The 20,136-nt window shown below is 61.9% G+C and carries 20 protein-coding genes and 1 tRNA gene; 1 reads left to right on the plus strand and 20 read right to left on the minus strand.

Translation table 11 applies throughout. The annotated features are described in order from the left end of the window. Nucleotide 1: 1 nt before the first annotated feature. Both ACO06O_RS15415 and ACO06O_RS15420 read right to left on the minus strand, forming a co-directional pair. On the minus strand, nucleotides 2-463 hold the full coding sequence (locus tag ACO06O_RS15415; protein ID WP_421881578.1) for a CoxG family protein: 462 nt from the start codon (nucleotides 461-463) through the stop codon (nucleotides 2-4). A gap of 16 nt (nucleotides 464-479) precedes the next feature. Further along, the gene (locus ACO06O_RS15420; RefSeq protein ID WP_421881581.1) at nucleotides 480-1,559 is read right to left on the minus strand and encodes a hypothetical protein; all 1,080 of its coding nucleotides are present in this window, start codon (nucleotides 1,557-1,559) and stop codon (nucleotides 480-482) included. A gap of 414 nt (nucleotides 1,560-1,973) precedes the next feature. Between ACO06O_RS15420 and ACO06O_RS15425 the strand changes: the two genes are divergently transcribed. Continuing rightward, complete coding sequence (locus ACO06O_RS15425; protein WP_421881584.1) at nucleotides 1,974-2,564, plus strand: TetR/AcrR family transcriptional regulator; 591 nt, start codon at nucleotides 1,974-1,976, stop codon at nucleotides 2,562-2,564. 125 nt (nucleotides 2,565-2,689) lie between these two features. Here ACO06O_RS15425 and ACO06O_RS15430 read toward each other — a convergent pair. The 18 genes from ACO06O_RS15430 to ctaD all read right to left on the minus strand — a co-directional run bounded on the left by ACO06O_RS15430 (nucleotide 2,690) and on the right by ctaD (nucleotide 20,079). Further along, a tRNA-Lys gene (locus ACO06O_RS15430) sits at nucleotides 2,690-2,765 on the minus strand. Between the two features lie 122 nt (nucleotides 2,766-2,887). Then, nucleotides 2,888-4,042: a rod shape-determining protein RodA gene (gene rodA, locus ACO06O_RS15435; protein WP_421881587.1), complete on the minus strand. Its 1,155-nt coding sequence runs from the start codon at nucleotides 4,040-4,042 to the stop codon at nucleotides 2,888-2,890. Then, entirely contained in the window at nucleotides 4,042-6,018 is a 1,977-nt protein-coding gene (gene mrdA, locus ACO06O_RS15440; protein ID WP_421881590.1) for a penicillin-binding protein 2, read from the minus strand. The genes rodA and mrdA overlap by 1 nt, the downstream gene beginning before the upstream one ends. Before the next feature lie 15 nt (nucleotides 6,019-6,033). Next, nucleotides 6,034-6,558, minus strand: coding sequence for a rod shape-determining protein MreD (gene mreD, locus ACO06O_RS15445; RefSeq protein ID WP_421881593.1), 525 nt, complete (start codon nucleotides 6,556-6,558; stop codon nucleotides 6,034-6,036). A 52-nt stretch (nucleotides 6,559-6,610) separates the two neighbouring features. Further along, entirely contained in the window at nucleotides 6,611-7,456 is an 846-nt protein-coding gene (mreC, locus tag ACO06O_RS15450) for a rod shape-determining protein MreC (protein WP_421881596.1), read from the minus strand. Nucleotides 7,457-7,544: 88 nt separating this feature from the next. After that, nucleotides 7,545-8,588 (minus strand): rod shape-determining protein, encoded by a 1,044-nt coding sequence (locus tag ACO06O_RS15455; RefSeq protein WP_420418487.1) that lies wholly within the window; start codon nucleotides 8,586-8,588, stop codon nucleotides 7,545-7,547. Between the two features lie 268 nt (nucleotides 8,589-8,856). Continuing rightward, complete coding sequence (locus ACO06O_RS15460) at nucleotides 8,857-9,459, minus strand: GNAT family N-acetyltransferase (protein WP_421881599.1); 603 nt, start codon at nucleotides 9,457-9,459, stop codon at nucleotides 8,857-8,859. A gap of 19 nt (nucleotides 9,460-9,478) precedes the next feature. After that, nucleotides 9,479-10,747, minus strand: a complete 1,269-nt coding sequence (locus tag ACO06O_RS15465; protein ID WP_421881603.1) for a M16 family metallopeptidase — start codon at nucleotides 10,745-10,747, stop codon at nucleotides 9,479-9,481. Further along, nucleotides 10,744-12,144, minus strand: a complete 1,401-nt coding sequence (gene thrC / locus ACO06O_RS15470; RefSeq protein WP_421881605.1) for a threonine synthase — start codon at nucleotides 12,142-12,144, stop codon at nucleotides 10,744-10,746. Before thrC ends, ACO06O_RS15465 begins: the two co-directional genes overlap by 4 nt. A gap of 9 nt (nucleotides 12,145-12,153) precedes the next feature. Next, the gene (locus tag ACO06O_RS15475; protein WP_421881608.1) at nucleotides 12,154-12,996 is read right to left on the minus strand and encodes a mechanosensitive ion channel family protein; all 843 of its coding nucleotides are present in this window, start codon (nucleotides 12,994-12,996) and stop codon (nucleotides 12,154-12,156) included. 3 nt (nucleotides 12,997-12,999) lie between these two features. Then, nucleotides 13,000-14,487, minus strand: a complete 1,488-nt coding sequence (locus ACO06O_RS15480) for a carboxypeptidase M32 (RefSeq protein WP_421881611.1) — start codon at nucleotides 14,485-14,487, stop codon at nucleotides 13,000-13,002. An 8-nt stretch (nucleotides 14,488-14,495) separates the two neighbouring features. Beyond that, nucleotides 14,496-15,215, minus strand: coding sequence for an SURF1 family protein (locus ACO06O_RS15485; RefSeq protein WP_421881615.1), 720 nt, complete (start codon nucleotides 15,213-15,215; stop codon nucleotides 14,496-14,498). A gap of 5 nt (nucleotides 15,216-15,220) precedes the next feature. Next, a complete protein-coding gene (locus ACO06O_RS15490; RefSeq protein WP_421881618.1) occupies nucleotides 15,221-15,592 on the minus strand; it encodes a DUF983 domain-containing protein in 372 nt (123 codons plus the stop codon). A 117-nt stretch (nucleotides 15,593-15,709) separates the two neighbouring features. Next, entirely contained in the window at nucleotides 15,710-16,549 is an 840-nt protein-coding gene (locus ACO06O_RS15495; RefSeq protein ID WP_421881621.1) for a cytochrome c oxidase subunit 3, read from the minus strand. A 107-nt stretch (nucleotides 16,550-16,656) separates the two neighbouring features. Next, nucleotides 16,657-17,253, minus strand: a complete 597-nt coding sequence (locus ACO06O_RS15500) for a cytochrome c oxidase assembly protein (RefSeq protein WP_421881624.1) — start codon at nucleotides 17,251-17,253, stop codon at nucleotides 16,657-16,659. 10 nt (nucleotides 17,254-17,263) lie between these two features. Then, the gene (locus tag ACO06O_RS15505; protein ID WP_421881627.1) at nucleotides 17,264-17,434 is read right to left on the minus strand and encodes a hypothetical protein; all 171 of its coding nucleotides are present in this window, start codon (nucleotides 17,432-17,434) and stop codon (nucleotides 17,264-17,266) included. 25 nt (nucleotides 17,435-17,459) lie between these two features. After that, complete coding sequence (gene cyoE / locus ACO06O_RS15510; protein ID WP_421881630.1) at nucleotides 17,460-18,371, minus strand: heme o synthase; 912 nt, start codon at nucleotides 18,369-18,371, stop codon at nucleotides 17,460-17,462. A 91-nt stretch (nucleotides 18,372-18,462) separates the two neighbouring features. Then, complete coding sequence (gene ctaD, locus ACO06O_RS15515; protein WP_421881634.1) at nucleotides 18,463-20,079, minus strand: cytochrome c oxidase subunit I; 1,617 nt, start codon at nucleotides 20,077-20,079, stop codon at nucleotides 18,463-18,465. Nucleotides 20,080-20,136 lie beyond the last annotated feature (57 nt).

Consider the following 20,136-nt stretch of genomic DNA (forward strand, 5'->3'; position numbering starts at 1 on the left):
GCTACCCCGCGACCTCTTCCGGCGCCTCGGCGAGGGTCCGGAAGGATTCTTCGAATTTGCCGGCCAGTTTGGTGGCAATCTTTTTCATCATACCGGCACCGTAGCGGCCGAGCCGCCCGCTGATCTCGACATCGGCGGAATAGGACACCTCGGTCCCTTCGTCGACCGGGGCCAGGCGCATCTCGTTGACCGATTTCACCATGCTGGCGCGGGAGCCTTCCTCACCACGCGATTCCGTGCGGATGAAGGTCGGGGCCTGTTCCTCCGTGATCTCTACCACCAGGTTGAAGCGCGCCTTGATCGGGCCGACCGACACCGTGACCTGCGCGGTGTAGGAGGTCTCGTCGATCTGCTCGATCCCGTCGCAGCCGGGGACGCAGCCGACCATGACCTGGGGGTCGCGGATCAGCGACCAGACACGGTCCGGCGGGGCGCCTACAGTAAAGGATTGCTCAATACGCATCGAGGTCTCCGTCCAATCAGCGCCGCACGCGCGGCACGATCATCTTCGGATCGACCAAACGGCCTTCCTCCACCACGACTGTCCCATCCAGGCTGATCGTGCAATCGCGCATCGGAACGTCATAGTGACCGCGCGTGGTTCGCTTGCCGCCGCCCTGGGTATTCGGCCCGGTCGAGAACAGGAAATTGCCGGGGAAACAGCGCGACGCGGCGCGGCTGCGCTCCGGCCCTTCGCCATAGAGCGCAATCGAATCCCAGCGGCATTGCGGGTTGAGGCCCCAGCCGAGATGGGAAACCGCATAAGGGTCGGGATCGCCGGCGAAATCCTCCCCATCCTTCAGCCATTCGCGCATCAAGGTCGCGTCCAGCCCGCCTTCGATCTTGGTAATATGCCCCGCCTCGATGGTCAGGTGGACCGGGTCCACGACATAACGGCAGTAGGGCAGAATGATCACGTCGCCCGGCTGCATGACGACCGTGCCATGGGCGCTTTCCTCATTCGGGAAAGTGTGGATCAGGCCGACACCCCAATGGTCGAAACGGCCCGGCTCGTCCGCCATGCCATACTGGCTCATCACCGGATATTCGCCGCAGCTGTAATGAAGGTCCGTTCCGGCCTTGCTGGTGACATGCACCGACTTGGTCTTTTCGTAGATGCCGTGGGCATAAAGCACCGCCTCTTTCAAACCCGGCGGGGATTGCAACTGCTCCAGATCATCCGGCGCATCGATGATCATCTGAACGCGGACGCCGTTGTTCATCACCTGTTTCAGCCATTTGGCGAACAGCGGGACATGGAAGATCAGCACCATGTCGCAGGCCATCAGCGCCTCCAGCGTCCCCTTGCACTGGCCGACGGTCGGCACGCCGACCTTGGTCCAGCCCGGAATCTGGTTGACGCACATTTCATAGATATCGGCGCCCAACTCATCCGCCGCCGCGAAGGCCGCCTGGATGTATTCCCGGCGCGTGCCGAGGTCGGAGACGATGGCGATGGTTTCGCCCTGCTTGATGTTGCACAGCTCGAACTGCTTGCGGAACAGCATCGCCAGCTTCGCTGGGTTGACTTCCATGCTGCGGATATCTGCCTGCATCATTTGTCTCCATCCTCCACACCGAAGATCGGCATGCGTAAAACCAGACGGCGCGAACACCATCCCAATCATCTGAAATGAAGGATTCTCGACCGCGCCCGGCGTTCAGGCGGATACCGTCGATTCGAAGGGGTGGCATGAGACCGCCCGCCTTCCTTCCCATCCATTCCAGGCCGCCCGTTCCAGCGGACGGCTCCGCGTTCGTTAGGGAGAGAGTGCGCCCAGACAAGAAGGCTGTCAATACCGTTTGTTGTTCGGTTTTAAATGATAGCTCCATCACGCGTTAAATGGAAAACACGAGTTTTCCAGCTTTTTCCGTTGATTTTTGGACGGATTGAAAGTTAATTACAAAAGCACGCCATTCGGTTTTGTGCATTGTCATGCGTTTTTGACACCGAAAGACGACTGCGAGGCGGGATGGTTCAGGTAAAGAAGGCGGATGTGCGGGAGGCGATCCTCGCAAGCGCGTTTCAGCTTTTCTCGGAAAAGGATTATGCCTCCACCAGCTTGTCGCAGATTGCGAAACAGGCCGGCGCTTCAACCTCGAACCTCTATTCCTATTTCCCGTCCAAGCTCGACCTGCTCTGGGCGGTGCTGCGGCCCTGGCTGTTTCGGCAGATCGATCAGCTGGAAATGGAATTGCAGGGCATTCAGGACGGGCGCCAGCGGATCGAACGGATTCTCTTTGTCCTGTGGGGCGAGATCCCGGCGGCGGACAACAACCTGGCCATCAACCTGGTCCAGGGGGTCGCCCTGTCGAAGCCGGAGGACAATTACAGCCGCGACCTGCTGCTCTATCTCGAACAGCGTTTGACCGTCATGCTGAAGGACAGCCTACCCGAAGACCGGCAAGGCCTGCTTGGAGAGAACGATGCCTTTTCGCATCTGGCTTTCATGGCCTTCGACGGCTTCGTCCTTACAACGCGGGTAAAGGGACGATCAAAACGCCTTTCAGAGATCGTCCGCATCACAACCGACCTGCTGCTCAACGGCACCCCGCCCGACTAGATCCGTCTCCGAGGAATGCGGCCACAGAGAATGGTGCGCGGCCGGGGAGCTTACTCTTCTCCCACGAAGTCCGATTAGGACTTCTGAAGACCGGATATCTGGACGTCGGTTCGATGGGGGGAGAATGGTGGGCCACGTAGGATTCGAACCTACGACCTGCCGATTAAGAGTCGGATGCTCTACCAACTGAGCTAGTGGCCCGTCGCGAGTGCCTGGGCATTGCCGGGGCAACTGGCTCCCTCGTGAAGGTGCGCGGATTTAGCAGAGTAATTCCGGGCGGTCAATCGCCGATGGGGCACAAAATGAAGGGTGCGGCATGCTGCCTAGGATTGGCTGTCGCCCTGGCGGCCGATCCGCACGTCGCGATGGACGAAGACATTCATGATCAGGCCGAAACCGAACATAACGGCCAGCAACGCCGACCCGCCATGGCTGACCAACGGCAGCGGCAGACCGACCACCGGAATGACCCCCATCACCATGGCGATGTTGATGAACACATAGAAGGAGAAGGCGACGATGCAGCCCATGGCCAACAGGCGGCCGAACTGGCTGCGCGCGCGAAGCGCGATGCCGAAGCCGTAGGCCATCAACACCAGATAAAGCGCCATCAATCCGATACAGCCCAGCAGCCCGAATTCTTCCGCCAGCATGGTGAAGATGAAATCCGTCTGTTTTTCCGGCAGGAAGTTCAGGTGACTTTGCGACCCCTTGGTGAAGCCGCGGCCGCTGATGCCCCCGGCCCCCATAGCGATCTTGGATTGGAGGATATGATAGCCCTTGCCCAGCGGATCGGATTCCGGGTCGAACAGGACCATCACGCGCTGTTTCTGATAGGGATGCATCATCCCCCAGATGAACGGACTGGCCGCGATCCCCGCGATCCCCACCAGGGCAAATTTCCACCAGCGTACGCCGGCCAGGATGAACATGCAGACGCCGCCGCCCGCCATCACAACCGCCGTCCCAAGATCCGGTTGCCGCAGAATCAGCACCATCGGCGCCGCCACCAGCAAGCTGGGCACGACCAGATAGCTCAAGCGCCCGACATCCTCATAGGACAGTTTGTGGAAATAGCGAGCCAGCGCCAGGATGAGTGTGAACTTCATCAGCTCCGACGGCTGGAAATTGAACAGGCCGAAGACCGGCAACCATCGTTCCGCGCCGCCGGCCATCGCGCCATAGATCTCGACACCGACCAGCATCAGGAATGAAAACCCATAGGCCACATAGGCATAACGCAGGACGATCCGGATATCGATCACGGCCAGGACCAGGATCGAGACGGCCGCGACCGAATAGATCACGAACTGCTTTTTCGCCCAGGGCTCCCAGGACCCGTTCGCCGCCGAATATTGCATCGCGATGCCGATGGCGACACAGAGGCCGAGCAGAAGCCACATCGACCAGTTGATCTGCCAGATCTTCTGGGTCAGCGTCATTTCCGGTTGCCGAAGCTCGCCATGCCGGATCGCCATCAGCCGGCCCCCCCGGTTTTGACGCCGACACCGTCCGCCGTGACATAGCCCTGCAGCCGCAACACTTCCTCCAACAGGTCTCGCGCAATCGGTGCCGCAGCGCGCGACCCGCCTTCGGCATGTTCGACCACGACCGAAACGGCATAGCGCGGCGCATGGACCGGCGCATAGCCGACGAACAGCGCGTGGTCGCGCAGGCGCCAGGCAATATCCTCTCCCGACCGGATGCCTGCATCGCGTTCGGCCTGGGAAATCCGGCGCACCTGGCTGGTCCCGGTCTTGCCGCCCATGGCGTAGTCGGCATAGCGCAACGCCGATTTTCGGGCCGTGCCACGGTCGCTGTTCACGACCGCGTTCATCGCTTCCAACAGCGATTTCAGATGATCCTGCCGGAACCCCAGCGTCGGGAAATCCGGTGCGTCGCGGGTCGGTGACGGACCACCGGACGCAACCGCTTCCGCCGCTTCGGCGAGCGTCTCACCCGGAGGCATATCCTCGGCCTGCAGATCGTTCACTTCCGGTTGACCGTTCTTGTCGAAACCGTCCAGAGGATAGGCTAGGCGCGGCGTCACCGCCTTGCCGCCATTGACCAGACGCGCCGTCATCACCGCCAATTGCAGCGGCGTGGACAGCACGAAGCCCTGTCCGATGCCAACCACCAGGGTCTCGCCCATATGCCAGGGCTGGCCGCGCTTTTCCCGCTTCCAGGCCCGCGTCGGAATCAGGCCGCCGCGCTCGCCCAACAATTCGATCCCGGTCGTCTCACCCAGCCCCAGCCGGTTGCAGACTGCCGCAATGCGGTCGACGCCGACCCGGCGCGCGACGTCGTAGAACCAGACGTCGCAGGACTGCTCAATCGCCGAATGCATATCCATGGAGCCATGGCCGTGACGCTTCCAGCAATGGAAGCGCCGGTCGCCCAATTCGACATGACCGGGACAGAAGACGGTGTGATCCGGTTGAATGCCGTTCTCCATCGCCGCCAGCGCCACCGCCATCTTGAACGTGGAGCCCGGCGAGTACTGACCGGCAATAGCCTTGTTGGTGAGCGGGCCGTAGGGATTTTTGACCAGCGTCTGCCATTCGGCCGCACCGATCCCCTCGCTGAACGCATTGGGATCGTAGGACGGGACCGAAACCAGGGCCAGGACGTCGCCGCTATGGACATCCATCACAACCGCAGAGGCGGCCTTCTCATCACGGAGTCGGGCCCCCGCGAAATCCTGCAGCCGCATATCCAGCGTCAGCTTCACTTCGCGGCCCGGCTGGCCTTCCTGGCGGTCGATCTCGCGGATCACCCGGCCCAGAGCGTTGACCTCGACTTTGCTGGTTCCCGAACTGCCGCGCAGGGCCAGATCGTAATGCTTCTCGATCCCGTTCTTGCCGATGCGAAATCCCGGAAGGTCCAGCAGCGGATCGCCGTTCTGTTCGGCTTCCGATACCGCCCCGACATAGCCGACCACATGGGCCATGTGCTCGGAATAGGGGTAATGGCGGGTCTGGCCGACATCGATGCTCACCCCCGGCAAATCCGGTTGGTTGACGCCGATCCGGCTCACTTCCTGCCAGCTCAAATTCTCGGCCACGGTGATCGGCACGAAAGCGCGGCGGCTTTCGGTTTCCCGCAGCACGCGCGCCATCGTGTGTTCGTTGATGTCGATCAGCTTCGCCAGCTTTTCCAGAACCGCCTGAACGCCGCCCGCATTCTTCGCCTGTTCCCGGACCAGGACGACGCGATAGTTCTGAACGTTGATCGCCAGATAATCGCCGTTGCGGTCGGTGATAAAGCCACGGGGCGGGGCGATCAGCCGGAAATTGATCCGGTTCTCTTCGGCCAGTGTCGCATAGCGCTCGGATTCGACGACCTGGAGGTAGTAGAGCCGGCCGCCAAGCCCGCCCATTACCAGGCATTGACCGCCCATGAACAGCGCGGCACGGCGGCTGAAGACCTTGGTCCTTGTCTTTTCCGGATTCACGTTGACCGCCCCCCGTCACGCATCCGCATCGCGGGCCGGCACAAGCTTGTGCGCCTGCGACAGCAGCGCCGCCAAAGGCGGGTACAGCAGAATGGTCAGCAGCAACCCGATGGCCGATCCCGTCGGATCGATCCAGCGGCCGGACAGGATGAAGTTGCACAACCATGCCAGAACGGCGGCACCGATGGCGACCAGCATGAACCCCCACCAGACGACGCTGAAACTTTTGCCGTGGAAGAAGCGGCGCTGCGAGACCACGACCAGATAGGCCAGCAACAGGACAAGTGACGTCACGCCGGGGGGCGCGCCGGTCAGAAGATCCTGCAACAGGCCCAGCAGCAGGATGAAGAACCCGTTCAACAGATCGGGCCTATAGATCGTCCAGTAATAGACCGCGATCAGGGTCAGCGACGGCGCCACCATCGCTGCCATGGGCAGGCGCAACGGCAGGGCGCTGAGCAACACCACGCTCAACGTGCAGATCAACGGCAGCAATCCGCGCGCGAAATGGTCCAATCTGGAGAGGAATCCAGTTCTCATCGTCCGTTCGATCCAATCGATCCGGCAATCCTGCCGAATGCTTCGCAGCCGCCTATTGCAGCACGCCTTCCAAGCCGAAATCCATCAGCCGGACAAGTTCCGGGCGCTCATCGGTCGCATAGGGCTGAACCCGTACGCCATTTTCGTCGGCGCTGGAAATCACACCGACCGGCAGTCCCGGCGGAAAAGCACCGGCATCGCCGGAGGTCACAACCCGTTGCCCCGGCGTCAAGTCGGAGTTTGCGGCACCGTAGATCAGGCGCGGGAAGGCGGTATTGTCCCCGGCCAGAATGGCACGCGCGCGGGAATTCTCGATCACCACCGGCACACGGCTGTTGAGGTCGGTGATCAGCAGAACGCGGGAGGAGCGCTGCCCGACTTCTGCGACCCGACCAATCAGACCGTCGCCGGTTACCGCAGCCTGCCCCTTTTGCGCACCGTCCGTCTGACCGACATTCAGCACCAGGGAGCGCACGAAGGTGCCGCCCATGCCGATCACGCGACCGGTCACGAAGCGTTTCACGTCTTCGCGCTCAAATGCCAACAGATCGCGCATCTGAATGTTTTCGACTTCCAACCGGCGTGCGACCGCCTGCCATTGCTGAAGCCGCGCCACTTCCTGACGCAAGCGCGCGTTTTCCTGGTGAAGCTGCGCCAGGTTCCGGGCCTCGCCGACAGCATTGTTCAGAGCGTCGACCGGGCGTGTCAGTGTTTCAAGGATCGGGGCGGCGGCGTCGGTAACCTGTGTACGCGCACGCTCGAACGCTTCGGGATCCGACCGTCCCAGGACCATGAGGGCAATGGAACTGCCGAGGAAGAGCGCAAAGAGCAACCGCTGCGCCAAGGTGCGGAGCGGCTGCGCCGTTCTGATCTCAGGCCCTTTCGCGCGTTTTGCCAAGATGGCCCCCAGCCATTACCAAGACCAACCACCGCAGCGACCGGACCATGCCCTCGACGCGAATCCGTCGGCCGGGCATAGCCGCCGGTCAGTTATACATGCTGATCAGCACGTTCTTCAGCGTGCGCATCTCTTCCAGGCAACGCCCGGTCCCCAGCGCGACGCAGCTCAACGCCTCATCGGCGATCGACACCGGCAGGCCGGTCGCATGGCGCAAAACGTAATCGAGATTGCGCAGCATACCGCCGCCGCCCGTAAGCACGATGCCCTTGTCGACGATATCCGCCGCCAGTTCCGGCGGAGTCTGTTCCAGCGCGACCTTCACGGCCTCGATAATGGCGCCAACCGGTTCGGCCAGGCTTTCGGCAATCTGGCGTTCGGAGATGTTCAGCTCTTTCGGGACGCCGTTCATCAGATCGCGGCCCTTTATTTCCATCATTTCGCCGTCGCCCTCTTCCGGCGGACAGGCGGAGCCGATCTTCTTCTTGATCCGTTCGGCGGAACCTTCCCCGACCAGGAGGTTATGGTTCCGGCGGATATAGGCGATGATCGCCTCGTCCATCTTGTCGCCGCCGACGCGCACGGACCGGGAATAGACGATCCCACCCAGGGACAGGACCGCGACTTCCGTCGTGCCGCCGCCGATATCGACGACCATGGAGCCGGTCGGCTCAGTCACCGGCAGGTTGGCGCCGATCGCGGCGGCCATCGGCTCTTCGATCAGAAAGACGCGGCGCGCGCCCGCGCTTTCCGCGGATTCCTGAATCGCACGGCGTTCCACCGCCGTCGACCCAGACGGGACGCAGACGATGACCTGCGGACTGGCGAAACTGCGCCGGTTGTGGACCTTCCGAATGAAATGCTTGATCATTTCCTCGGCGACTTCGAAGTCGGCGATGACCCCGTCGCGCAGCGGGCGGATGGCCTGTATGTTGCCGGGTGTACGCCCCAGCATCATCTTCGCCTCGTCACCGACGGCGAGAACTTGCTTCTTGCCCTTTACTTCGGCGATCGCGACGACCGAAGGCTCGTTCAGGACAATTCCTCGCCCTTTAACGTAAACCAGCGTGTTGGCCGTACCGAGGTCGATCGCCATGTCGGCGGACAGAAAACCGAGTAACCGAGAAAACATAGTGGCAGCCTTAGCCTCCGACCCCTAGCAATCCAGCCGCATGCCATGTCGCTATTCAGCTATTGGATGCGGCGGCCCAACACCGCTGAAACCCGCGCGAAATGCAGCATTGCGGCGCATTCGTATAAGCTTGTGACTTACGCCGATTCAGCCATTCCGGCAATTCTTTTCTCCTCGGCAAATCCGGCAAAAGTAAGGCATTTTCGGTTTATACGCGATAACCGCCACTGCCGCGTTCAGGATTTGCGGATGATCGCGCACGGTCGCATCAGCTCTCGATTACCGGCACCGCCGGACGGTCGTCGGTGCGCAGAATCCCAAACGTGTCGTGATCCTGCCATCGCCCGGCGATGCACAGATATTTCCGGGCCCGCCCTTCCAATTGAAAGCCCGACTTCAGAAGGAGATTCCGGCTGGCCTCATTATGGACCAGGCACGCGGCTTCGACGCGGTGAAGGTTCAATTTGCAGAACGCAAAATCGAGAAGCACTTGAATGGCTTCACTCATATAGCCCCGGCGGGCGTGCTGTTCCGCGATCCAATAACCGACATTGGCGGATTCGACGACCCCGCGACGGACATTGGCCAGGGTGATACCGCCCAGCAGATCGTCCGTACCGTCGTCGACGATGAAGAATCCATAGCCGACACCCGAACGCCATTCCTGTTCAACTCGGTGCAAACGACGGCGATACGCGCCGGGCGTCAGGGCATCCCGCGGCCAGGCCGGCTCCCACGGTTCCAGGAAGGCCTTGGATCGGTCCCGGACCGCCATCCACGCGGCCTGGTCCGACACACGCGGCGGTCGTAACGCGATCCGCGGGCCGGAATATCGACATCGCGGTAATGAGTGTCGAAAGAATTGAAGCATGAATCGCGGGCTTGCTGTGTCAGGCTGCCCGCAAACGATCCGCGATCCGGTCGTAACTTTCAAGTCGCGACAACGGGCCGATGGCCGACAGGGTCGGCGTCGTGGCAAATATGCGGCGTGCCAGATCCTGCAACTCCGCCTTGCCGACCCGTTCCACCGCCGCCACCTGCTCCGCCTCGTCGAGTGCCCGGCCATGCACCAGCATCTGGTTGCCCAACTGATCGCAACGCCCGCCGGAGCTTTCACGCGACATCAACAGCGAGGCCTTGACCTGCGTGACCGCGCGGGCGATTTCCGCATCCGTCAGCGTGTCGGCCAGCCCCAGAATCTCGTCGGCCATGACTGGCACCAGTTCGCTGACATCGTCCTCGCTGGTGCCCGCATATATGCCGAACAGACCGGTATCGGCGAAAGTCCAGGCGAATGAGTAGATGGAATAGACCAATCCCCGTTCCTCTCGGATCGACTGGAACAGACGCGACGACATGCCCCCGCCCAACAGGGCCGAGAGCACATTCGCCGTGTAATATTCCGTCCCGGCAAAGGAAGGGCCTTCGAAGCCGAGCAGCAGATGGACCTGCTCGCTGTCCCGGTCCAATCGGTGTTCGCCGCCCTGATAATGCGCCTGTGGCACCTCGGAATCCTGGACCGCGCCCAGCGTTTGGAACTTCTCTTCGGCCAGGGCAAGGACGCTGTCGTGGTCGACGCCGCCCGCGGCGCAGAGGATCATGTTCCGCCCGGCATAGCGCTGGCGCATGAAGTCACGGATGGACTCGCGCGGCATCCGGCGCACGGAATCCGCGGTCCCCAGGACAGGTCGCCCCATGGATTGATCCGGATAGGCCACTTCCTGGAAGAGGTCGAAAACCAGATCGTCGGGCGTATCGTGGCACTGCCCGATTTCCTGCAGAATGACGCCCCGCTCCCGCTCCAACTCGACCTCGTCAAAGGTCGGGTTCTGAAGGATGTCGGACACGATATCGACGGCCAGGGGCAGATCTTCCGCAAGAACCTTCGCGTAATACGCCGTGTTTTCGCGGGCGGTATAGGCGTTCAAATAGCCGCCCGCCGCCTCGATCTCCTCCGCGATATCGCGGGCGGACCGGGACTTCGTGCCCTTGAAGGCCATATGTTCCAGAAAATGGGCGACGCCGTTGATCTCGGAAGGCTCTGCCCGGGTGCCCGTGCCGACCCAGACCCCTACGCTCGCCGTACGCGTACCCGGCATGGAATCCGTCGCAACCCGCAGGCCGTTCGACAGGGTATCGATCCGCACACTGCTCATCATGCACCCGCCCGGTTCGAGCGCCGGACGAAATCCTGAATGGCGTTCAATGTGTTCGGCAGCCGCTCATACCGTTCTTCGCGGTCGAACAGATCGTCCAGGCGGGGCGGCAATTGCGGCCGCACACCTGTCGCCTCCTCCACCGAATCCGGAAACTTCGCGGGATGGGCCGTGGCCGCGACGACCAGCGGCACCGACGGATCCTGACGCCGCGTCCAGCCGGCGACCACGCCGATCGCGCTATGCGGATCGACCAACTCGCCCGTGGATTCCAGAACCGCCTTCATCGCCGCGCGGCATTCCTCGTTCGACAGGCGGTGGGCGGAGAACAATTGAAGGGCCCGCTGCCAGCGTTCCTCGTCCAGTCCCAGATTGCCGGACGCGCGGAAGGTCTGCATCAGATGCGCAACCGCCGGTCCGTCCCGGTCCATCAGCTCGAACAACAGGCGTTCGAAATTGCTGGACACTTGGATGTCCATCGACGGCGACAGGGTCGGCACCACTGTCTGCATGGACATGTCATTGGCATTGAAGAACCGGGCCAGAATATCGTTCTCATTCGCGCCGACGATCAATTGCCCTATGGGCAGTCCCATCTGACGCGCGGCATAGGCAGCAAAAACATTGCCAAAATTGCCTGTCGGCACCGCGAAGGAGACCTCGCGGTCCGGTGCGCCGAGGGACAGGGCGGCGTGGGCATAATACACGATCTGGCACATGATCCGCGCCCAGTTGATCGAGTTCACCGCCGACAGGTGCATCTCGTCCCGGAAGGCCATGTCGTTGAACATCGCCTTCACCAGGTCCTGGCAGTCGTCGAACGTGCCGTCGACGGCGATATTATGGACATTCATCGCATGGATCGTCGTCATTTGCCGACGCTGCACGTCCGAGCAACGCTGATAGGGATGCATGATGAAGATATCGATGGCGTCCCGATCGCGGCAGGCCTCGATCGCGGCCGATCCGGTGTCTCCGGAGGTCGCGCCGACAATGCAGATGCGCTCCCCGCGCCGGGTGAGCACATGGTCGAACATGCGCCCGACCAGCTGCAGCGCGTAATCCTTGAAGCTGAGCGTTGGGCCGTGGAACAGTTCCATCACCCAGGTATCGGCACTCAACTGTTTCAAAGGCGCGACGGCGTCATGGTCGAAGCCGCTATAGGCGTCGGCCGCCATATCCGCGAAATCGTCCTCGTCGATCGCGTCGCCCAGATAGGGGGAACACACCCGCGCGGCCAGCTCGTCATAGGACAGGCCCCGCATCTCGCGCCATTCCGAGGCGGAGAATCGCGGCCAATCCGCAGGCACGTACAAGCCGCCGTCCCGGGCCAGGCCGGCCAGCAGAACATCGTCGAAGCCCAGATCGGGCGCCGAGCCGCGCGTACTGATATAGCGCATATGCGTTCCTTATTTTTCGGTCGGTGCGGGGATCATGTGAACGTCGCGCTGCGGGAACGGAATGCTCAGCCCGCTTTCTTCGACCTTCTCCTTGGACCAGCGCGTCATGTCCCATTTCAGGGCCCAGAAATCCGCGCTTGCCGCCCACATCCGCATGGTCAGGTTGACCGAGCTGTCGCCCAAGGTGGTGACCATGCATTGCGGCGCCGGATCCTTCAGCACCCGGTCGTCCTTCTGCATCAGCCCCATCAGGATGTCCACGGCCTTGCCGATATCGTCCTCATAGGAGATGCCGACAACCAGGTCCATCCGGCGTTTGTTGTTCCGGGAATAGTTGGTGATCTTCGAGTTCCAAAGGCTGGAATTCGGGCAAGACACATAGATCCCGTCAACCGTCGTGAACTGCGAAGTGAACAGGCCGATCTCGTCAACCGTGGCGGATACCGGACCTGCATCGATGAAATCGCCGACGCGGAAAGGACGCAGGATCAGCAACATGATGCCGGCCGCGATGTTCTGCAGCGTTCCCTGCAGGGCCAGACCGATCGCCAAACCGGCCGCACCGAGGACAGCGATGATGCTGGCGGTCTGAACCCCGAACTGGCTCAGAATGGCAATGATCGTGATTATGATGATCGTGTAGCGCACCAGACTGGCAAACAGCGGCTTCAATGTGCCATCGATGCGCTTGTACTTGTCCAGCGTGCGCCGCGTCGCACCGGACAGCCATGCGGCAAGCCAGAGACCGACGATCAGGATGATCAACGCTTCCAGAATGTTGCTGCCGTATTCCAGTGCGTTGGGGACTACCCATTCCCAAACTTCCTGCATCTGCTTCGCGGTGTCTTCCATTTCCTATTCTCCTAGATAGCGATGCCGAAGGTGCCGTTTGAAGGCGGCAGCATTCAGCGGATGCCCCGATGCACTTTGGATCAAGTCGCTTGACGAATTAAAACAGCCCTTGGAATGAATGGCACTGCGTAACCATGCCATCAAGGGTGAAAAGTCCCCATTTGCCAGGGCCCCGGGTATTTCGGGGTTGGCTTGGGCTGCGGCTTGCGCCAATTGGGCAGCAAGCATGGCGCCGAGCGTATAGGTCGGAAAATATCCGATCGCGCCGTCATACCAGTGAATATCCTGCAGACAGCCGCGCCGGTCGTCCGGCACCTCGATCCCCAACAGCGCCCGCATGCCTTCATTCCAGGCGCCCGGCAGATCGGCCAACGGCAGATCGCCGGACAGCATCGCGCGTTCCAGGCGGGTGCGCAGGATGACATGGGCCGGATAGGTCACTTCGTCGGCGTCGACGCGGATAAAGTCCGGCTTCACCCATTGTTGCAGGCGGCGGAAGTTGTGCGGCTCGTAAGCAGGATCGTCGCCCAGGATCGCGGTCGCCTGCCCGGCCAGCCAGGTCAGAAATCCGTCCGACCGGCTGGCCTGCATTTCAATGCTGAGCGATTGGCTTTCATGGACGACCATGCCCAGCGACTGCCCGACCGGCTGGCGCGCCCATTCGGCGGGTAGACCGGCCTCATATGCCGCATGGCCGCATTCATGCAGTGCCGCCATGACGGCGAACATCGGGTCCTGCTCGTCATAGCTTACCGTTATGCGCTGATCGCCGGGATAGCCGGTCGAGAAGGGATGCGCGCTGACATCGATCCGGCCATGGGTGAAATCGAAACCGGTCGCCGCTGCCAACGCCTCGACCAGGGCCCTTTGCCGATCGACCGGCACGGGCTGCGGCGCAACCGGCTGGCCCTCGCGCGCCTGTCGGTCCAGCACCAACTGCAGAAATTCCGGCAAAAACGCAGCGTAGTCGTCGAATATCGGATCGAAATCGGCGCTGCGGGTTCCCGGCGCATAGGTTTCGACCAGCGCGTCATACGGGGACAGATCGAAGACCCCCGCATAGGCCGCCGCGGTCTCCCGGGTCAGGTCCACGACTTTCTGCAACAAGGGCAGCACGGCAGCGAAATCGGATTTTGCCCGTGCCTCGCGCCAAGCATGTTCGCAGGCGCTGGTCGCTTTGCTGACTGCTTCGACCAACTTGTCGTCCAACGCAGTCGCCAGACGGTAGTCGCGGCGCATCTCACGCAGATTGGCGGACTGCCATTCCGACAGGGACGCCGCCGACGCCTCCGCATCGTCCAGCAAGACACCGATCGCGGGATCGGTGATTGCCTTGTGGCGCAGCAGTTTCATGTCCGCCAGTTGATCGCTGCGCGCATCCGCGCCGCCATGCGGCATGGTCGTCGCGGCATCCCAATGCAGGATGGTCGTGACCTCGCCCAGCACGGCGATGCGCCGGAACCGCGCCTCCAATTCCTGGTACGCGCTCATAGGATCACTCATTCCGACGGACCGCCGCGCCGGTGATAGACCAGGAAGATCACCACCAAGGCCCCTGCCAGCAGGAACCAGGTCAGCGCATACTGGAAATGGTCGTTTCGGATATCCAGGATCCATTGCTTGCCCAGCGGATAGGTGCCGGGCACATCGGTATTCCCGTCGACGACATAGAAGTTTGTCAGCGTCAGCGCCGCATCGGCTTCGATCTGCGCCTGATCAACGGAGTACCAAATGTTGTTCGACGGTTCGTTCTCGGGCAGGAAAACGCGTTGCAGCCCGGTGATTGGACGTTGGAACCGCACGATGCCTTCCACCGTAACCGGACCTTCGACCAAGCCGTTCGGTCGAGAAGCGGCTTCCTTCAATTCGAACGGGACCCAGCCGCGATTGACCAGAACGGTCGGCGCGCCCGGCACGTCCGTCCGGCGCAGCGGCGTCAGGATATGCAGGCCTGGATTGCCGTTGAGGGACCGATTCAGGAGATGAACCTCGTGGTCATGCAGAAACTCGCCGGTCAGCGTGACGCGCTGAAACTCCCAGGCGTCGATCTCCAAATCTCCGGACGGCAACACGACGGCTTCCGCCGACGCACGGCTGTGCAGCCGGTCGATCAGCGTTTCCTTCCACTCCAAGCGCTGCAACTGCCAGACCCCCAGCCAGATCAAGGCAATCAAGGCAGGCAGCGTAAAAAGCGTCGGGATCAGTTTGGGTCGTATCATGGGGATCAAAGCTCGTCGTAACTGTCGGTGCCGGTATCGCTGGCCTGGTTTACGTATTGCAGCGCAATCAGCAAACCTTTGGTTTTCGGCAACAGGATGAGGGTCAGCACGCTGACCACGGGGACCGCGACCAGGATCGGGACCCAGACCGCGGTGCCAAAGGCCAGCATAACCCATGCACCCAGGCCGACACCGATCCCGCCGATGATCAGGATCAGGAAGGGCACGGCGCCGTCACCGGCATTCTCAAACCCGTATTTCAGGCCGCAATAGCCGCAGCCATCGGCGATCTTCAGAAAACTGGAATACAGTCGGCCTTCGCCGCATCGCGGGCATTTACCGCGAAAGCCGGTCTGCCAGGGGGACAAGGGTTCCATCGTGCAACTCCCTTTCGGTCGGCCGCCCCACAGGTCGCGGGACCGCCTTGGTTCCTCCCCCAAAAACCGAACGGGCCGCCTGTCACCAGGCGGCCCGCGTGAGCAAAGTCAAGCCGATCAGCCGCCCCACCAATAGACGCAAACGAACAGGAACAGCCAGACGACGTCAACGAAGTGCCAGTACCAGGCCGCCGCTTCGAAGCCGAAATGCTTGCTCGGCGAGAAATGGCCGCGCGAGGCACGCACCAGGCAGACCAGCAGGAACAGCGTTCCGACGATAACGTGGAAGCCGTGGAAACCGGTCGCCATGTAGAAGGTCGACGAGTAGATCCCTTCGGTGAAGCCGAAGGCCGCGTGGCCGTATTCGTAGGCCTGAAGCGCAGTGAAACAGGCGCCCAGGATGACCGTAAGGGCCAAGCCCTGGATCAGTTCCTTGCGCTTGCCTTCGCGCAGGGCGTGGTGCGCCCAGGTCACGGTGCAGCCCGACAGCAGCAGGATCATCGTGTTCATCAGCGGCAGGTGGAACGGATCGAAGGTTTCGATATGCGCCGGCGGCCATTGCCCGCCATTGGCTTCCGTCCGCCAGAACTGGATTTCTTCGGTCGCGAAGATGCTGGCGTCGAAGAAGGCCCAGAAGAAGGCCGCGAAGAACATCACCTCGGAGGCGATGAACAGCGACATGCCATAGCGCAGGCCAAGCTGCACCACCGGCTTGTGGTCGCCGCCGATCGATTCCCGAACAACGTCGCGCCACCAGAAATACATGGTGCACAGAACCATGATCAGACCGATGACCGAACCGGCGAGGCCGATCGAGAAATCGCCCAGCATGGTCGGATGCATGTACCAAACCGTCCCGAATGCCAGCACGAAGCCGCTCAGCGCGCCAAATGCCGGCCACGGGCTCGGATTAACCAAGTGATAGTCGTGGTCGACCGCGTGATGATCGCCTGCCATGGCTTACCCCCGTCTTTGAGGCCCCGAAACCGTTCCGGCGCCGTCGTCACTATACCCTATTACTCCACCCCGGTCCGGCCCGGCCGTCCCGGATGTTCCGCGCGGCCTCAGTTGACCGGCGCGGGCTGACCCGACGCGGCGGTGTCGCCTGTCGGGGAAACGTCTTCCTCACCTTCCATCGGAAAGAAGGTATAGGACAAGGTGATCGTGTCCACATTGTCCATATTGCGGTCGTCGACAAGCGCCGGATCGACATAGAAGCTGACCGGCATGTCGACATTCTGACCCGGCTCCAACGCCTGTTCGGTGAAGCAGAAGCACTGGGTCTTGGTAAAATACTGGCCCGCCTTCAACGGTGTGACGTTGAAGGTGGCGGTGCCAACCGTGCGCCGGTCGGACCGGCTTTCGGCGACATAGAACGCCATGGCGGTTTCGCCGACTCGCACATCGACGCTGCGCTGCTCTGGGCTGAACACCCAAGGCAAGGCGGCATTGGTCGATGCGTCGAACCGGATCGTAATGACACGGTCGAGGACTTCTTCCGGGACTTCTGTGCTGACCTGCGTGGTCCCGGCGAACCCCGTGACCCGGCAGAACAGGTCATACAACGGCACGGCGGCGAAGCTGAGCCCGACCATGAAGCACACGGCCAGGACACAGCCGGCCATGATGCGCTTGTTCTTACGGGCGAGATCCGGATCCATGGCCCTTCCCTCAGCCGCCCATCGACGCCTGGATACCGTCCTGAATGCGGACGATGGTCACACAGAAAACGATCACGACAAAGGCGCCGACCGCGAGCGCGACCGCGATGTTGCGGCTGCGCTGACGGCGTCGGATTTCGTCATCCGTCATCGACAGTTCGCTCTGATGTTTCGCACCCATGCGGGCCTCCTTCGAAGCCATAGCCTTACCCGGCGATGCCCGCGCCGGCGTCGAGCATCATCGCCCCGAACAGCGCGAACAGATAGAAGATTGAATAGCCGAACATCCGTTTGGCCGATTTGTCCGTCGTATCGAACCAGACCGCAACCGCGGACAGCGTGAACAGCGCGCCCAGAACCGCCGCCGCCGCACCGTAGAGCGGCCCGGCGATGCCCAGCCAATAGGGCGCGATCGCGAGGGGCAGCAACAGGATCGTATAGATAAGCATCTGCAGCTTGGTTACGCGGACACCGGCGACAACTGGCAACATCGGCACGCCGGCCTCGGCATAATCACCGCGCCGATACAGCGCCAGCGCCCAGAAATGAGGCGGCGTCCAGAAGAAGATCAGGCTGAACAGGACGAGGGATTCGACCGAAATGCCCCCGGTCACCGCGGCCCAGCCGATCATCGGCGGAAACGCGCCGGCAGCCCCGCCGATGACGATGTTCTGGGGCGTCGAACGCTTCAGCCACATCGTGTAGACGAAGACATAGAACAGGATCGCGGCCGCCAGGATTCCGGCGGCCATGAAGTTTACGGCCAGGGCCATCAGGAAGACCGACCCGGCGGCCAGAACCGTACCGAAGGCCAGCGCATCGTCCGCGGCGATCCGGCCGCGCGGAATCGGCCGACCGCGCGTGCGGGTCATCACCGCATCGATATCGCGGTCGTACCACATGTTAATCGCGCCGGCGGCACCGGACCCGACGGCGATGCACAAGACCGCAACGGCGGCTAGAACCGGATGCAGATCGCCCGGCGCCAGAACCAACCCGGCGAATCCGGAAAACACGACGAGCGACATCACCCGGGGCTTCAGCAGGCGGATATAGTCGCGGACCTCCGCGCCTTTGGAATCCGCGGCCAGGCCGTCTTGCAATGCAGTATCGCTCACGTCCCTAGAACCTCAGTCAAGCATACAAGCCGAATGTCGGGATCGCCGCCGCGCCATCGGGATGTCGTCCCAGGGCGCGGCGGCGTGCCGATCAGTGACCGCCGCCACCGGTGATGCGCGGCAGGGTATTGAACGTGTGGAACGGCGGCGGCGAAGACACCGTCCATTCCAGCGTCGTCGCACCTTCGCCCCACGGATTGGCTTCTGCACGGCGGCCGGCAGCCAGCGTGTAGATCAACACGATGACGAAGAAGATCGTCGACGCGAAGGCAATATAGGCGCCAATCGAAGAGATGTTGTTCCACGCGGCGAACCCGTCGGCATAGTCGATATACCGGCGCGGCATCCCGGCGAGACCCAGGAAGTGCTGCGGGAAGAAGGTCAGGTTGACGCCGATGAAGGTGGTCCAGAAATGCACGTGACCGGCCCAGGTCGGAATTTCGCGGCCCGACATCTTACCCATCCAGTAGTACATGCCCATGAACAGCGCGAAGACCGCGCCCAGCGACAGGACGTAGTGGAAGTGGGCGACGACGTAATAGGTGTCGTGCATCTGCACATCCATGCCGGCATTGGCCAGGACAACGCCCGTGACCCCGCCCAGCGTGAACAGGAAGATGAACCCGATCGCCCAGAGCATCGGCACGGTAAAGCGGATCGAGCCGCCCCACATCGTCGCGATCCACGAGAAGATCTTGATGCCCGTCGGCACGGCAATGACCATCGTCGCCGCCGTGAAATAGGCCTTGGTATCGACGTCCAGGCCGACCGTATACATGTGGTGCGCCCAGACGATAAAGCCGACGAAACCGATCGAGACCATGGCATAGGCCATCCCCAGATAGCCGAAGATCGGCTTTTTGGAGAAGGTCGAGACGACATGGCTGAGGATGCCGAAGGCCGGCAGGATCATGATGTAGACTTCCGGGTGCCCGAAGAACCAGAACAGGTGCTGGAACAGGATCGGGTCGCCGCCCATGTCGGCGCGGAAGAATGCGGTGCCGAAGTTACGGTCGGTCAGCAGCATGGTAATCGCGCCGCCGAGAACCGGCAGAGACAGAACCAGCAGGAAGGCCGTGATCAGCATCGACCAGGCGAACAGCGGCATCTTGTGCAGCGTCATGCCCGGGGCACGCATGTTGAAGATCGTGGTGATGAAGTTGATCGCTCCCAGGATCGAGCTTGCGCCGGCCAAGTGCAGGGCAAAGATCGCCATGTCGACCGCCGGGCCTTCATGGCCTGAGAATGGTCCACCCGCACTGGAAAGCGGCGGATAGATCGTCCAACCGGTGCCGGCACCGCCGCCCAGAATTGCGGACAGGATCAGCAGCGTGAAGGCCGGGATCAGAAGCCAGAAGGAGATGTTGTTCATCCGCGGGAAGGCCATGTCCGGCGCGCCGATCATCAGCGGCACGAACCAGTTGCCAAAGCCGCCGATCAGGCCGGGCATGACGACGAAGAACACCATGATCAGACCGTGCGCGGTCACCACCATGTTCCATTCGTGGCCGTCCGACATGTACTGAATGCCGGGCTGCTGCAGCTCCATGCGCATATAGACGGACGCCGCACCGCCGATGATACCGGCGATGATCGAGAAGATGAGATACATCGTCCCGATGTCTTTGTGGTTGGTCGAATAAAGCCAACGAGCAATCCCGCGCGGGGTGCCGTGGTCGTCGTGATGCGCTGCAGTAGCGTTAGCCATCAAACTTCTCCGTCTTCCTTTGGTCGGCCCGGCTCACCTCCGGGCCACTCCTGCCCC

Origin of the sequence: Pacificispira sp. (assembly GCF_965228185.1) — a bacterium.
Taxonomy (GTDB): domain Bacteria; phylum Pseudomonadota; class Alphaproteobacteria; order UBA8366; family Aestuariispiraceae; genus Pacificispira.

Excerpts from the sequence above, each read along its gene's own strand:
- ACO06O_RS15415 (WP_421881578.1), bottom strand. The coding sequence starts at position 463 with ATGCGTATTGAGCAATCCTTTACTGTAGGCGCCCCGCCGGACCGTGTC.
- ACO06O_RS15420 (WP_421881581.1), bottom strand. The coding sequence starts at position 1,559 with ATGATGCAGGCAGATATCCGCAGCATGGAAGTCAACCCAGCGAAGCTG.
- ACO06O_RS15425 (WP_421881584.1), top strand. The coding sequence starts at position 1,974 with ATGGTTCAGGTAAAGAAGGCGGATGTGCGGGAGGCGATCCTCGCAAGC.
- rodA (WP_421881587.1), bottom strand. The coding sequence starts at position 4,042 with ATGGCGATCCGGCATGGCGAGCTTCGGCAACCGGAAATGACGCTGACC.
- mreD (WP_421881593.1), bottom strand. The coding sequence starts at position 6,558 with ATGAGAACTGGATTCCTCTCCAGATTGGACCATTTCGCGCGCGGATTG.
- ACO06O_RS15455 (WP_420418487.1), bottom strand. The coding sequence starts at position 8,588 with ATGTTTTCTCGGTTACTCGGTTTTCTGTCCGCCGACATGGCGATCGAC.
- ACO06O_RS15460 (WP_421881599.1), bottom strand. The coding sequence starts at position 9,459 with ATGCTTCAATTCTTTCGACACTCATTACCGCGATGTCGATATTCCGGC.
- ACO06O_RS15465 (WP_421881603.1), bottom strand. The coding sequence starts at position 10,747 with ATGATGAGCAGTGTGCGGATCGATACCCTGTCGAACGGCCTGCGGGTT.
- thrC (WP_421881605.1), bottom strand. The coding sequence starts at position 12,144 with ATGCGCTATATCAGTACGCGCGGCTCGGCGCCCGATCTGGGCTTCGAC.
- ACO06O_RS15475 (WP_421881608.1), bottom strand. The coding sequence starts at position 12,996 with ATGGAAGACACCGCGAAGCAGATGCAGGAAGTTTGGGAATGGGTAGTC.
- ACO06O_RS15480 (WP_421881611.1), bottom strand. The coding sequence starts at position 14,487 with ATGAGCGCGTACCAGGAATTGGAGGCGCGGTTCCGGCGCATCGCCGTG.
- ACO06O_RS15485 (WP_421881615.1), bottom strand. The coding sequence starts at position 15,215 with ATGATACGACCCAAACTGATCCCGACGCTTTTTACGCTGCCTGCCTTG.
- ACO06O_RS15490 (WP_421881618.1), bottom strand. The coding sequence starts at position 15,592 with ATGGAACCCTTGTCCCCCTGGCAGACCGGCTTTCGCGGTAAATGCCCG.
- ACO06O_RS15495 (WP_421881621.1), bottom strand. The coding sequence starts at position 16,549 with ATGGCAGGCGATCATCACGCGGTCGACCACGACTATCACTTGGTTAAT.
- ACO06O_RS15500 (WP_421881624.1), bottom strand. The coding sequence starts at position 17,253 with ATGGATCCGGATCTCGCCCGTAAGAACAAGCGCATCATGGCCGGCTGT.
- ACO06O_RS15505 (WP_421881627.1), bottom strand. The coding sequence starts at position 17,434 with ATGGGTGCGAAACATCAGAGCGAACTGTCGATGACGGATGACGAAATC.
- ctaD (WP_421881634.1), bottom strand. The coding sequence starts at position 20,079 with ATGGCTAACGCTACTGCAGCGCATCACGACGACCACGGCACCCCGCGC.